The sequence below is a fragment of the Streptomyces sp. NPDC013157 genome, from assembly GCF_042899865.1.
Taxonomy (GTDB): domain Bacteria; phylum Actinomycetota; class Actinomycetes; order Streptomycetales; family Streptomycetaceae; genus Streptomyces.
In genome coordinates this window covers 291,282-303,050 of the sequence record NZ_JBIBAK010000014.1, presented here as the reverse complement: position 1 = coordinate 303,050, position 11,769 = coordinate 291,282, and the positions used below count along the sequence as shown (strand labels likewise).

The following is an 11,769-nucleotide window of genomic DNA, read 5'->3' as shown; positions in this document are numbered from 1 at the left end:
TGAGACTCCTTCCACTCCCTCCCCCCCCCGCCGCACCCCCGGGGGGGGGTCTGCCGCGCGCGCCTCGCTGCGGGGGGGGGGGGCCCGCGCCCCCGCCCCCCCCCCACCCCCCTTGTCACCTGGGGACATCCGGATTGTTGCTGTGATTGTTGACAAAAGTGTTGACGTTTTCGCCCGTCGATCCTTAGCGTCTACGCACCACGGGTCAGCCGCACGAGCCGCCTCGACCCCCTCTACCGCTTCCCCTCCAGGGAACGCATCCTGGACGAGAGGAAAACAAAGATGTCCTCCTCAACCGCCCTGTCCGCTCGCGGCAGCAAACTGGCCTTGCTGGTCGTCGGTCTGTGCTGGCTGGCCGTGCTCTTCGACGGCCTCGACATGTTCATCTACGGCTCGGTGCTGCCCCACCTGCTGGAGACCAAGACCTTCGGCATCACCCCGGACGAGGCCGGCGACCTCGGTTCCTACGCCACCTTCGGCATGCTGGTGGGCGCCCTGACCGCGGGCACGGTCGCGGACCGGATCGGCCGCAAGCAGCTGATGATCGCCTGTGTCACGCTGTTCTCGCTCGCCTCCGGCATCTGCGCGGTCTCCGGGAGCCTCGGGGTCTTCGGCCTCGGCCGCACCCTGGCCGGCGTCGGCCTCGGCGGGCTGCTGCCGACCGCGATCAGCATGGTCTCCGACTACGCCAAGGGCGGCCGGATCGCCATCACCATCGGCGTGCTGATGACCGCCCACCACGCGGGCGGCATCCTCTCCGCCTACGTCGCCAAGTGGCTGGTCGACCCCTTCGGCTGGCGCTCCGCCTTCTGGGTCTGCGTGCTCCCGCTGCTCTTCGTCCCCGTCCTGCTGAAGCTCCTCCCCGAGTCGCTGAGCTTCCTGGTCGCCAAGGGCCGCACCGAGGAGGCCACCGCGCTGGCCGACCGCTACGAGGTCGAACTGCCCGCCGTGTCCGCGAGGAAGAGCGCCGCCGACCGATGGGACGCGCTGCTCGCCCTGTTCCGCGGCGGCGAATGGCTGCAGACCCTGCTGTACTGGCTGGCCTCCTTCGGCGGGCTGCTCCTGGTCTACGGCGTCGCCACCTGGCTGCCGACCCTGATGCGCACCGAGGGCTACGAGCTCACCAACGCCCTCACCTTCGTCGTCGTCTTCAACCTCGGCGGCATCGTGGGCATGCTGGTCGCGGGCCGTGCCGCCGACCGGTTCGGCGCCCCGCGCATCGCGGCGATCTGGTTCGCCCTCACCGCCGCAGGCGTCTACCTGCTCAGCGTCCACCTGCCGATGGGCGTGACCACCCTGGTCGTCTTCCTCACCGGCGTCTTCCTCAACAGCGCCCAGACGATGATCTACGCGACCGTCTCCATCCGCTCCACGCCGGACAACCGGGCCACCGCCGTCGGCTGGACCTCCGGCATGGGCCGCTTCGGCGCGGTCTTCGGCCCGTGGCTCGGCGGCCAGCTGCTCGCCGCGGGCAACGGCGACTGGGGCTTCACCGCCTTCGCGCTGGCCGGCGTCTCGTCGATGGTTTTCATCGGCATCGCCGCCCTGCGCTCGGCCCGGCAGCCGCAGGGCAGCAACGACCGGGAGAAGCTGGTCGCCGCCCACTGACCGGTCCCCCCGGACCGGTCCGGCGCCGCGCTCCTTCCACGGGCGCGGCGCCTTTCTACGGTTCTCCGGTGGAGTCCGCCTCCAGCCCGGTGCACGCCAGCTCTCCCGCCACCTCGGCGCACGCCTCCACGCCCCGGGGGGCCGGCACCGCGAGCATCGGGCTGGTGTAGCCGACGGAGTCCTCGGCGGGATAGCTCGCCGACAGCACGTCCTCCCCGGCCCGGACCGAGACCTCGCGCGCGAGCGGGGTGTGCAGCCGCACCTCGGACCAGGCGGTGCCGCAGGCGGGGGACCAGCGCAGCCGGACGTCGTAGGCGACACCGGTGACGCGACTCTTGGTCCGCGCGTCCCGGTCGCACGCCGAGGCGTCCGGCAACTCGCCCTGGCAGGACCGGCCGTGACAGCGCGGTGCCGCCGACACCGGCTGTGCGCCCGGTGTGCCGCGCCGGTCCGAGACGGTCACGGCCGCCGCCGTCACCCCGGCCACGGCGAGCAGTGCGATCGCCGTCAGCGGCAGCCGCCACCGCCGCCTCGCCGGCCGCCGCTCCTGGGGCGCCTCGGCGGCCGGCGGCCCCTCGGGGACCTCGCACAACGCCAGTACGGCGGCGGGGTCGGCGCCCGCGAGCCGGGCCAGGGCCTCCACGGCCGCACGCGGCGGCCGTTTGTCGCCGGAGAGGTAGCGGTGCCAGGCGGACTTGCTGTACGGGGTGCGGGCGGCCAGCGCCGCCAGGCTCAGTCCCGTACGCTCCTTCAGCTCGCGCAGCCTCGCCGTCGGCGACTCGTCCGATGGGGTGGTCCTCGCTCCTTCGGGGTGGGGCATGTTGCGTGCCTCGACTTCGTTACGCTATGGGCGTTTCGCCCCTGTTGTCGGAATGGCTTCCCATCGGGACCGGGCCCGCAATCGGCGAACAGGTGTGAAGACGGTGAATCAGGGGGTGCATGTCGAAGGCCTGTTCGGGAACCCGGGGTTCCCGAACAGGCCTCTGGGGTCAGGGAGTACGGCGGTGACGGCTCGTCAGCACCACGGGACGGCGTGGCCGACCCGCACGTAGTGGGCGGAGACGTACCCGTTGCGGTGCGGGAGCCGGTACCAGGTGTGGTTGCCGCGCACCGAGCCGCCGTACGTCTTGCAGGACAGCGGGACGAGCCGGTTGCTGTGGCGGTGGCCCACCACGCGGTAGCGGGTGCTCGGGCCGGAGCGGACGTTGAGCCGGACGCGGTGCGTGGTCACCCGGCCGACGGTCCGGTACGTGTAGTGCCGGGTGTGGAGGCGGTGGCCGGCCGGCGCGGGCAGGGTGGTGTAGTTGTAGTACTGCACGATTCCCTGGGGCGCGGGGACCGGGGTGGCGGCGCTCGCGGTGGCGGCCCCGGCCGTGGGCAGGAACGCGAACGCCGCGACGGTGGCCAGCAGGCCGTTCTTCAGGATCCGACGGGACATGGAAACCTCCGTGCTGTCGAGCTCGTGACCACGAAGCGTGATCACGACTCGGAGCGTTTCCGTGCCGAACCGTCACCATGTCGTCCCCGCGTGCCCTGGGACGCCTGGGACGTCCCAGGGCACGCGGGCTCAGCCCATCTGGTCCTCGGCCGACAGGTGCTCGACCGTCTTGCCCGTGGCCGTGAAGGTCCGCGTGACGTACCCCGACGAGTACACCCACAGGATCCGCAGCGGGGTGTCGCCGACGTTGCGGAACAGGTGGGGGACGGGGGACGGGACGTATGTGGTGTCGAACCGCTCCAGCCGGGTCACCTCGCCGTCCACCCACACCTCCGCCTCGCCCTCCAGGACGGTCACGTGCTCGTCGCAGTTGTGCGAGTGCAACGGCGCCCCGGAGCCCACCGGGTAGACGCTCATCCCGCTCGTGATGAGGTTCTCGCCGCCCGCGGACGGTGTGGTGATCAGCGGTGTCGTCACGACCGCGCCGCCCCGGTCGAGCAGGGGTACGGACGCGGCCTTGATGATCGTGGTCATCCGGGGGTTCCTCTCCACAACGGCGTACCTGGTACGCCGACCGACGCTAGGCCGCGCGGGCGCGATCGGGTGCCCCCTGGCGTGCAGTTTTACCTTGCGCTCCGGGAGGTGTGAGCGGCCGCGGAGCGGCTGTAGCGTCCTCACCCGGCAATCCACGGCCGCCGGAGAGAAAAGGCAGGTACCGGCCCCATGAGGCTTCCCGTTCTCAGCGAAGACGACATGAACCCCCGCCAGCAGGAGCTGGCCGCCCGGATCGCGGGCCGCCGCGGCGCCGTCCGCGGCCCGTTCCGGGTCTGGCTGCACAGCCCGGAGATGTGCGAACGCGCGGAGTCCCTCGGCGCCTTCGCCCGCTTCGACTGCAGCCTCCCCGAACATCTGCGCGAACTGACCCTCCTGATGGCCGCCCGCAACTGGGACGCCCAGTACTCCTGGAACGCCCACGTCCGCCAGGCGATCGAGGCCGGCATCCCGGAAGCGGCCGTGGCGGCCATCGCCGAGAAGCGCGAGGCGGTCTTCGAGGACGAGGCCGATCAGGCCTTCTACCAGTTCTGCCGGGAGATCCTGGAGGAGCACTTCGTCACCGACGAGACCTTCGCCCGCGCCCTGGCGCACTTCGGCCCCAAGGGTCTGGTCGACACGATCGGCGCGCTCGGCAACTTCACCATGCTCGGCATGTGCCTGAACACCTTCCAGGTGGATCTCCAGGCCGACCGGGAGCCGCCGTTCCCGGACGTCCGTGGCTACCGCCGGATCGCCCCGTCAGGAGCCCCGTCCACTGCCTGACCATGAGAAACGCGGCCGATCTTTTAAGAGAGGAGCCGTTGACAGAATTGCCGACATTCGATTTGTGTGGGTGACCAGCGCGAGCGAGCCGCACGCGCGTTCGGAGGAAAAATGGACCGCTTGCTCCTCATGCACAGCTTCGTGACCGTCGCCCAGGTCGGCAGCTTCAGCGGAGCCGCCAAGAAACTCGGCTCGTCCGGCTCCCTGGTGTCCCGGCACGTGGCGGAGCTGGAGCGGCAGATCGGCGTACGCCTGGTCAACCGCACCGCCCGCTCCGTGAGCCTCACCGAGCCCGGCCAGCGCTACGCCGAGTTCGCCGCCCGGATCCTGGACGAGATCGAGGCCGAGGACGCCGGCATCGCCCAGCTCCACGACCGGCCCGAGGGGACCCTCAGCGTCATCTGCCCCAAGTGGATAGGCAGCCTCGACCTCGGGGACGCCATCGCCGCATTCTCGGCGGCACATCCGAAGATCCAGGTCCGGTTCGAACTCGGCGGGATGTCGGACCGTACCTACGACTTCCTGGACAGCGGATTCGACGTCGCCTTCCACACCCGGGACCTCAGGGACTCCAGCGTCCGGCTGAAGAAGATCGCCTCGCTGCCGTTCGTGCTGTGCGCCTCCGCGGAGTACATCGAGCGGTGCGGCACGCTCGCCCACCCGAACGACCTCGCCGCCCACGACTGCCTGGTCCACCTCAACGACCCGGTCTGGCGGATCGGCCACGGGCACGCCAGCACCCTGCACAAGATCCGCAACATCGCGTTCTCGTCCAACTCCTACATCGCCCTGCAGAAGGCGGCGGTGCACGGCCGCGGCATCGCCCTGCTGCCCCAGCGCCCGGCCTACGACGACCTGGTCTCCGGAGCCCTCCAGGTGCTGCTGCCCGACCTCGCCGTCCCCGACCGCCCGCTGTACGCGATCTACGGGCCCGGACAGGACACCCCGCGCAAGATCAGCGTCTTCCTGGACTTCCTCGCCGAGTGGTTCGCGCAGAACCCGATTCCCGCGATCCGGTCGTAGGCCCGGCGGCCGGCGGCCCGGACGGCCCACGCCGCAAGAAACGCTTGCGCATTCCGTAGAGCTCAGGCCATTGAGCCCCTCGCGAGCCGAAATCTACGCTCGCGAGGCGACCCGGAAACGAGGAATCCATGGGAATCCAGAGAATCGAATCGGTCACCTACGCCATCGACGACCTCGGCGTATGCGTCCGGTTCTTCGACGACTTCGGGCTGTCGATGGTGGAGCAGACCGACGAGCACGCGGTCTTCGTGACCCGTACCGGCCAGAGCCTCCACCTCGACACCCGGCCGTCGCCGCTGCTTGCGGCGCCCGTCGAGAGCGGGCCCACGCTGCGGGAGGTCGTCTGGGGCGTCGACACACCGGAGGAACTGGCACGGCTGGTGGCGGAGGCGGGCCGGGACCGCGAGGTCCGCGAGAGCGCCGACGGCGTCCACCACACCGTCGACGAGACCGGCTTCGGCGTCGGTCTCGTCCTGGCCCGCCCCGCGCCCGCTGCGGTCACGCCCCGCCCGGCCAACACACTGGGCACTGTCACCCGCTGGAACACCGCGCTGGAGCCGATCACCCGGGTCCGCCCGCTGCGCATGTGCCATGTCGCCCTGAACATCCCGAAGGAGGGCCGGGAGGCGGCCGTCGGCTTCTACGTCGACCGGCTCGGGTTCCGCCCGACCGACGTGGTCGAGCCGATGGGCGTCTTCATGCAGGCCCCCGGCGACGACGACCAGCACACCATGCTGCTGTGCCACCGCCCCGACAAGGCGGGCGTCAACCACATCGCCTACGAGGTGCCCGGCTTCGACGACGTGATCGAGGGCGGCAACTACATGATCGAGCACGGGTGGCGGGAGGCCCGCAGGCTCGGCCGGCACACCATCGGCTCCAACGTCTTCCGCTTCCTGCACGCCCCGTGCGGCGGCCGCGTCGAGTACGCCGCCGACATGGACCGGGCCGACGACACCTACGGCACCCGGGTCCACGAGACGACCCCGCCGCACCACATCTGGGCCCTGCGCACCAACCGCGACCAGGAAGCCCCCACCGCCTCCTGAACCTGAGAGGGCACCCCTTCATGACCACCGACCACGGCTATCCCGCCGTCCGCATGTACATAGCGGGCGAGTGGTGCCAGGGCGGCTCCGGACGGACCGCCCCCGTCGTCAACCCCGCCACCGAGGAGACGATCGGCGAGGTCCCGCTCGCCACCCCCGCCGACCTCGACCGCGCACTCGAAGCCGCCGAGCGCGGATTCAAGGTGTGGCGCGCGACCTCCGTCGCCAAGCGCTCCGCCATCCTCGACCGGGCCGCCGACCTGATCGCCGAACGCGCCGCCGCGATCGGCCGGGTGATGACCCTGGAGCAGGGCAAGACCCTCGCCGAGTCGACGGGCGAGGCCAGGCGCACCGCCGACACCCTGCGCTGGCACACCGAGGACGCCCGGCGCGCATACGGCCGTATCGTGCCCTCCGCGCCCGGCACGATCCTCACCGTCCGCCGCGAACCCATCGGCCCCGTCGCCGCCTTCGTGCCCTGGAACTTCCCGGTCGGCGGCCCCAACCGCAAGATCTCCTCGGCGCTCGCGTCGGGCTGCTCGCTGATCATCAAGGCCTCCGAGGAGACCCCGGCCACGGCAGCCGCCCTGGTGGAGTGCTACGCCGACGCCGGACTCCCCGCCGGAGTGCTGAACCTGGTCTTCGGCGAGCCCGCCGAGGTGTCCGCCCACCTCATCGCCTCCCCGGTCACCCGCATGATCGCCTTCACCGGCTCGGTGCCCGTCGGCAAGCTCCTCGCCGCCGAGGCCGGCAAGGTCATGAAGCCCGCCCTGATGGAGCTCGGCGGCCACGCCCCGGTCATCGTCTGCGCCGACGCGGACGCCGGACAGGCCGCCCGCCGGGCCGCCCAGGCCAAGTTCTTCAACGCCGGCCAGGTGTGCACCTCGCCCAGCCGCTTCCTCGTCCACGAGTCCCTGGCCGAGGACTTCACCGCCGAGTTCGTGAAGGCCGCCGAGTCGGTCGTCGTCGGCGACGGACTGACGCAGGGCACCACGATGGGCCCCCTCGCGAACGAGCGCCGGCTGCGGTCGATCGAGCGGCTGACGGCGGACGCGGTGCGCAAGGGAGCCAGGGTCAGCGCCGGCGGTGAACGGCTCGACCGCCCCGGCTACTTCTTCGCCCCGACCGTCCTCACCGACGTACCGGCGGACGCGGACCTGCTCTCCGAGGAGCCGTTCGGCCCCCTCGCACCGATCGTGCCCTTCGGCGACCTCGACGACGCCCTGGCCACCGCCAACTCCCTGCCGTACGGCCTGGCCGCCTACGGCTTCACCAGGTCGGCGGCCACCGCCGAGAAGCTCTCCGACGGGTTCGAGGCCGGCATCCTCTCGATCAACCACTGCGGCGGCTCGGTCCACGAGGCGCCCTCGGGCGGGGTCAAGGAGAGCGGGTACGGCCGGGAGGGCGGGCCGGAGGCGCTGGACGCCTACCTGGTCACCAAGCGCGTCTCCCACCTGCTGACGCCATGAGGTACGCGCGAGTCTCGGTGGAGGGACGGGCGGTCTGGGGCCGGGTGGGGGAGTCCCGTATCGAACTGCTCTCCGGGTCGCCGCTGGAGGGCGAGCCCGACGTCCTCGGCATGATCCCGTTCGCCGGCGCCACCTGGCTGCCGCCCGTCGTACCGGGCGTGTTCTACGCCGTCGGCTACAACTACCCCCGGCACATCGAGCACGCCGGGGCCGCAACGCCCGAGCGCCCCGAGGTCGGCTACCGCGCCAACAACGCGCTCACCGGCCACCGTTCGCCGATCGTCAAGCCGGCCGAGGTGACCGGACGCTTCGAGGCCGAACCCGAACTCGTCGCCGTCATCGGCCGTACGGTCCGGCACGCGACGTACGACGACGCCCGGAAGTCCGTCTTCGGCTGGACCATCGGCAACGACGTCAGCGCCCGCACCTGGCAGCACCAGGACCGCACCTTCTGGCGCAGCAAGAACAGCGACACGTTCAAGCCGATGGGGCCGTGGATCGAGACCGACGTCGACGCCCTCGCGCAGACCACCACGCTCCGGGTCAACGGCGAGGTACGTGCCGAGTTCCCGACCGGGGACATGGTCTTCGACCCCTTCGACTACATCGTCGAGATCACCCGGCACATCACCCTGCACCCCGGTGACGTGCTGTGGATGGGCGCCGAGTCCACCTGCCGGCTCGACCCCGGCGACACCGTCGAGGTCGAGATCAGCGGCATCGGCGTGCTGTCCAACCCCGTACACCTGGAAGGGAACCACTCATGACCGCGGCACCCCGTTACATCCACCACGTCAACTTCCCCACCACCGACCCCGACCGGACCGCCGCCTGGTACACCAAGGTCTTCGGGATGAAGCGCATCCAGCCCAAGTCCAACACCCGCGTGGTGCTGATGACCCGGGGCAACTTCGACCTGCACTTCACTCCCGTGGAGGAGATGGAGCGCATGGCGCCCTACCACTTCGCCGTCGAGGTCGACGACTGGGACGAGTTCCTCGCCCATCTCAAGGATCTGGGCATCCGGCACACCCGGCCGATCGAACGCCCCGAGAACCAGTCCAAGTTCTGCTACATCCACGACCCCGACCACACCATGATCGAGCTCGTCCACCACAGCCGCCGCCCCAACTAGGCACCTCTGTACGGGAGTTCACTCCATGCCCATCGCCGACTCCGACGGCACATCCATCTACTACGAGCGCCACGGCAGCGGCCCGGCGATCCTCTTCGTGCACGGCAGCGGCGGACACCACGCCGCATGGTGGCAGCAGGTGGCCGCACTGCGCGAGGAGTTCACGGTCGTCACCCTGGACCTGCGCGGCTTCGGAAAGTCCGACTCGTCCATGGCGGAGTTCGACGGCCAGGACTTCCCCGGTGACGTGGTCGCCGTCCTCGACCAGGAGGACATCACCGACGCCATGCTGGTCGGCCAGTCCATCGGCTCCGTCGCGGCCCTGCGTGCCGGGCTGCTCCGCCCCGAGCGGGTCTCCTCGGTCGTCCTCGGCCACTCCCTCGGCGGCATCAGCCACCCCGAACTGAAGGAGCTGGCCGCCGCCGACCGGGCGGAGGCCGTGAAGCTGCCCGTCATCGACCGGCTGTTGACTAAATCGTTCCAGCAGGACCGGGCCGACCTGACCTTCCTCTTCCAGCAGATGGGCACGTTCAACGTGGCCAGGATGCAGGACCTGCGCAACCTCGACACCGACGGCCCCTCCCTGGAGGAGATCCGGGCCTCCGGCGTCAAGGTCGCCTTCCTCGCGGGCGAGAAGGACGCCGTCCTCGACGTCAAGACCGTCACCCGCGCCCACGAACTGCTGGCCGGCTCGCACCTGGAGATCGTCCCGGGCGCCCCGCACTCCATGTACTGGGAGGCGCCCGGGCAGTACAACGCCGCCGTCGCCCGGCTCCGCCGCACCCTCACCGCACCGAAGGAAGCAGCATGACCAGCCTCACCCTGGCCGCCGCCGAGGAGATCATCGGCGCCGCCCACCAGCGCGCCCAGGAGATCGGCAAGGCGGTGAGCGTCGCCGTCGTGGACGCCGGCGGCTTCCCCGTCGCCATCCGCCGCCCCGACGGCGCCCGCCCGCTCACTCCCGACATCGCCCGTGCGAAGGCCTACACGGCGGCCGTCATGCAGCGCCCGGGACCCATGCTGAAGAAGTGGCAGGAGAGCCAGCCGGTCTTCTTCTCCCAGCTCTCCCAACTCCCCGGCGCCGCACTGCCGATCATGGCCGCCGAGGGCAGCGTCACCATCAAGAAGGACGGCGAGATCATCGGCGGGCTCGGCATCGCCGGCGGCACCGCGGACGAGGACCAGCGGATCGCCGAGGAGGTCCTGAAGGCGCTCGGCTACGAGCTGGAGTTCGCCGCGTGGGGCGTCACCGGCTCCGGCGGAAGGGACTGACACCATGGCGGACACGTTCAACTACCGCATCGACCACCACGGCAGCCTGGTCCGCCCGCCAGGCCTGTCCACCGCCGACCCGGAGGCCGTCGACGCGGCGGTCCGGGAGGCGGTCGCCTACCAGCGCAAGCTGCGCTCCACCGTCGTCACCGACGGCGACTTCCCCCGCGAGGACTTCCGCAGCGCCGTCCTCGACGGCGTGTCGGGCTTCCGCCGCACCGACGGGGCGGACCCGGACGGCCTGGTCCACTGGGTTGCCGAAGCCCTGCCCAAGGCCAACGGCCCGCTGCTCGCCGACCGGTCCGCCCAGCTCGCCGACCTGACGGTGATCGCCGTGAAGGCCACCCTGCCCTCCCCGGCGTATCTGGCGGCCACCACCTTCCAGCCGGGCCTCGGCGTCTCCTCGGCCCGGGAGCTGGGCGAGGCACTCGCCGAGATCGTCCTGGCCGAGATCGAGCTGCTGGTCTCGAAGGGCGTCCGCCTGATCCAGCTCGACAACCCGCTCCTGCTGGCCCAGGTGGGCACCGGCCCGGCCGATCCCGGCGCCCTGTCCTTCACGGACGCGCTCGCCGTCGACGCCCTCGCGGTACGCCCGGACGAGCGGCCGGAAGGCGTCCGCATCGGGGTCGCCCCCGGCTGGTCGGCCCCGGCCGAGGTGGACCGGGCCCGCGCCGAGCAGCTGTACGCCGGCATCGGCGCCGACCGCTGGATCCTCCCGTTCGACCAGGGCACACCGGCCGAACTGGACCTCGTCGAGGCACTGCCGGACGACCGGGACTTCTGCCTGGGTGTGGTCGACGCGACGGCGCCGGAACTCGAAGACGTCGACGCGGTGATGTCCCGCATCGACGCGGTGGGTGAGTTCAAGGACCTGGAGGACGGCGCGGTGTCCCCGTCACGGGGCTTCGCCGACGTGGCGTCGAGGCCGTTCCTGACGGCAGAGGACCAGCGGAAGAAGCTCGTACTGGTGGAGACGATCGCCCGTTACTGCTGGGGCAACGAGTTCTGAGTGCTCCGCCGTCGTGGTTGCTCGTGCAGTTCCCCGCGCCCCCGAAGGGGCGCGGGGAACTGCACGAGCAACCACACACAACCCGCACCCCGGAACGCACCTGAGCCCGGCAGACGCTAGACAACCTCCGCAAAAATCACCGTGCGCTCCACGAGCAACGGCCACACCACCCCCACGACGACCTCCTTGAAGTGCTCGGCCGCCTTGTGCGCCTCGAACCCCTCCCGGTCGGCATACCGCTCGTACAACAGAAACCCACCCGGCTCGCCCTCCACCACGTGCACCTCGTACATCAGGTTCGCGGGCTCCGTACGCGTGGCCTCCCGCGCCCTCAGCAGCGCGGCCCGCACCGCGGCCTCGTCGGCGGGCGCGCAGCGATAGTGGGCGACGACTGTGTATGCCATCCGTCTTCTCCTCAGAACGTGTCCCGGAACGTGTCCGGTCCGCCC

At 70.9% G+C, this 11,769-nt stretch carries 14 protein-coding genes; 10 read left to right on the top strand and 4 right to left on the bottom strand.

Features of this window, described 5'->3' with window-relative positions; all coding sequences use genetic code 11:
* Positions 1–282: 282 nt before the first annotated feature.
* Positions 283–1,608, top strand: coding sequence for an MFS transporter (locus ACFY6U_RS35675; protein WP_390044930.1), 1,326 nt, complete (start codon positions 283–285; stop codon positions 1,606–1,608).
* Positions 1,609–1,663: 55 nt separating this feature from the next.
* On the opposite strand, the gene ACFY6U_RS35670 is transcribed toward ACFY6U_RS35675, so the two are convergent.
* The 3 genes from ACFY6U_RS35670 to ACFY6U_RS35660 form a co-directional block, all read right to left on the bottom strand.
* Positions 1,664–2,428 (bottom strand): DUF2690 domain-containing protein, encoded by a 765-nt coding sequence (locus ACFY6U_RS35670; RefSeq protein WP_390044928.1) that lies wholly within the window; start codon positions 2,426–2,428, stop codon positions 1,664–1,666.
* Positions 2,429–2,623: 195 nt separating this feature from the next.
* On the bottom strand, positions 2,624–3,046 hold the full coding sequence (locus ACFY6U_RS35665) for an SH3 domain-containing protein (protein ID WP_390044926.1): 423 nt from the start codon (positions 3,044–3,046) through the stop codon (positions 2,624–2,626).
* A gap of 129 nt (positions 3,047–3,175) precedes the next feature.
* Positions 3,176–3,580 carry a cupin domain-containing protein gene (locus tag ACFY6U_RS35660; RefSeq protein WP_181806096.1) on the bottom strand — a complete coding sequence of 135 codons (405 nt, stop codon included), beginning with the start codon at positions 3,578–3,580 and terminating at the stop codon, positions 3,176–3,178.
* Between the two features lie 219 nt (positions 3,581–3,799).
* Here ACFY6U_RS35660 and ACFY6U_RS35655 point away from each other — a divergent pair, with 219 nt between their 5' ends.
* The 9 genes from ACFY6U_RS35655 (at position 3,800) to ACFY6U_RS35615 (ending at position 11,320) form a co-directional block, all read left to right on the top strand.
* The gene (locus tag ACFY6U_RS35655) at positions 3,800–4,363 is read left to right on the top strand and encodes a carboxymuconolactone decarboxylase family protein (RefSeq protein WP_390045004.1); all 564 of its coding nucleotides are present in this window, start codon (positions 3,800–3,802) and stop codon (positions 4,361–4,363) included.
* A 111-nt stretch (positions 4,364–4,474) separates the two neighbouring features.
* Positions 4,475–5,386, top strand: coding sequence for a LysR family transcriptional regulator (locus tag ACFY6U_RS35650; RefSeq protein ID WP_390044923.1), 912 nt, complete (start codon positions 4,475–4,477; stop codon positions 5,384–5,386).
* A gap of 128 nt (positions 5,387–5,514) precedes the next feature.
* The gene (locus ACFY6U_RS35645) at positions 5,515–6,435 is read left to right on the top strand and encodes a VOC family protein (protein ID WP_390044921.1); all 921 of its coding nucleotides are present in this window, start codon (positions 5,515–5,517) and stop codon (positions 6,433–6,435) included.
* Between the two features lie 20 nt (positions 6,436–6,455).
* Positions 6,456–7,904 carry an NAD-dependent succinate-semialdehyde dehydrogenase gene (locus tag ACFY6U_RS35640; protein ID WP_390044919.1) on the top strand — a complete coding sequence of 483 codons (1,449 nt, stop codon included), beginning with the start codon at positions 6,456–6,458 and terminating at the stop codon, positions 7,902–7,904.
* A complete protein-coding gene (locus ACFY6U_RS35635; protein WP_390044917.1) occupies positions 7,901–8,671 on the top strand; it encodes a fumarylacetoacetate hydrolase family protein in 771 nt (256 codons plus the stop codon). Before ACFY6U_RS35640 ends, ACFY6U_RS35635 begins: the two co-directional genes overlap by 4 nt.
* Entirely contained in the window at positions 8,668–9,039 is a 372-nt protein-coding gene (locus ACFY6U_RS35630; RefSeq protein ID WP_390044915.1) for a VOC family protein, read from the top strand. Before ACFY6U_RS35635 ends, ACFY6U_RS35630 begins: the two co-directional genes overlap by 4 nt.
* Positions 9,040–9,064: 25 nt before the next feature.
* Complete coding sequence (locus ACFY6U_RS35625; RefSeq protein ID WP_390044913.1) at positions 9,065–9,850, top strand: alpha/beta fold hydrolase; 786 nt, start codon at positions 9,065–9,067, stop codon at positions 9,848–9,850.
* Positions 9,847–10,311 (top strand): heme-binding protein, encoded by a 465-nt coding sequence (locus ACFY6U_RS35620; RefSeq protein ID WP_390044911.1) that lies wholly within the window; start codon positions 9,847–9,849, stop codon positions 10,309–10,311. The genes ACFY6U_RS35625 and ACFY6U_RS35620 overlap by 4 nt, the downstream gene beginning before the upstream one ends.
* A 4-nt stretch (positions 10,312–10,315) precedes the next feature.
* Complete coding sequence (locus ACFY6U_RS35615; protein WP_390044909.1) at positions 10,316–11,320, top strand: methionine synthase II (cobalamin-independent)-like protein; 1,005 nt, start codon at positions 10,316–10,318, stop codon at positions 11,318–11,320.
* Positions 11,321–11,436: 116 nt separating this feature from the next.
* On the opposite strand, the gene ACFY6U_RS35610 is transcribed toward ACFY6U_RS35615, so the two are convergent.
* Positions 11,437–11,724 (bottom strand): putative quinol monooxygenase, encoded by a 288-nt coding sequence (locus ACFY6U_RS35610; RefSeq protein WP_390044907.1) that lies wholly within the window; start codon positions 11,722–11,724, stop codon positions 11,437–11,439.
* Positions 11,725–11,769 lie beyond the last annotated feature (45 nt).

What these genes read in the sequence shown, in the direction of transcription:
- ACFY6U_RS35660 (WP_181806096.1), bottom strand. Translation starts at nt 3,580, where the DNA reads ATGACCACGATCATCAAGGCCGCGTCCGTACCCCTGCTCGACCGGGGC.
- ACFY6U_RS35675 (WP_390044930.1), top strand. Translation starts at nt 283, where the DNA reads ATGTCCTCCTCAACCGCCCTGTCCGCTCGCGGCAGCAAACTGGCCTTG.
- ACFY6U_RS35655 (WP_390045004.1), top strand. Translation starts at nt 3,800, where the DNA reads ATGAACCCCCGCCAGCAGGAGCTGGCCGCCCGGATCGCGGGCCGCCGC.
- ACFY6U_RS35650 (WP_390044923.1), top strand. Translation starts at nt 4,475, where the DNA reads ATGGACCGCTTGCTCCTCATGCACAGCTTCGTGACCGTCGCCCAGGTC.
- ACFY6U_RS35610 (WP_390044907.1), bottom strand. Translation starts at nt 11,724, where the DNA reads ATGGCATACACAGTCGTCGCCCACTATCGCTGCGCGCCCGCCGACGAG.
- ACFY6U_RS35620 (WP_390044911.1), top strand. Translation starts at nt 9,847, where the DNA reads ATGACCAGCCTCACCCTGGCCGCCGCCGAGGAGATCATCGGCGCCGCC.
- ACFY6U_RS35625 (WP_390044913.1), top strand. Translation starts at nt 9,065, where the DNA reads ATGCCCATCGCCGACTCCGACGGCACATCCATCTACTACGAGCGCCAC.
- ACFY6U_RS35630 (WP_390044915.1), top strand. Translation starts at nt 8,668, where the DNA reads ATGACCGCGGCACCCCGTTACATCCACCACGTCAACTTCCCCACCACC.
- ACFY6U_RS35640 (WP_390044919.1), top strand. Translation starts at nt 6,456, where the DNA reads ATGACCACCGACCACGGCTATCCCGCCGTCCGCATGTACATAGCGGGC.
- ACFY6U_RS35635 (WP_390044917.1), top strand. Translation starts at nt 7,901, where the DNA reads ATGAGGTACGCGCGAGTCTCGGTGGAGGGACGGGCGGTCTGGGGCCGG.
- ACFY6U_RS35670 (WP_390044928.1), bottom strand. Translation starts at nt 2,428, where the DNA reads ATGCCCCACCCCGAAGGAGCGAGGACCACCCCATCGGACGAGTCGCCG.
- ACFY6U_RS35615 (WP_390044909.1), top strand. Translation starts at nt 10,316, where the DNA reads ATGGCGGACACGTTCAACTACCGCATCGACCACCACGGCAGCCTGGTC.
- ACFY6U_RS35665 (WP_390044926.1), bottom strand. Translation starts at nt 3,046, where the DNA reads ATGTCCCGTCGGATCCTGAAGAACGGCCTGCTGGCCACCGTCGCGGCG.
- ACFY6U_RS35645 (WP_390044921.1), top strand. Translation starts at nt 5,515, where the DNA reads ATGGGAATCCAGAGAATCGAATCGGTCACCTACGCCATCGACGACCTC.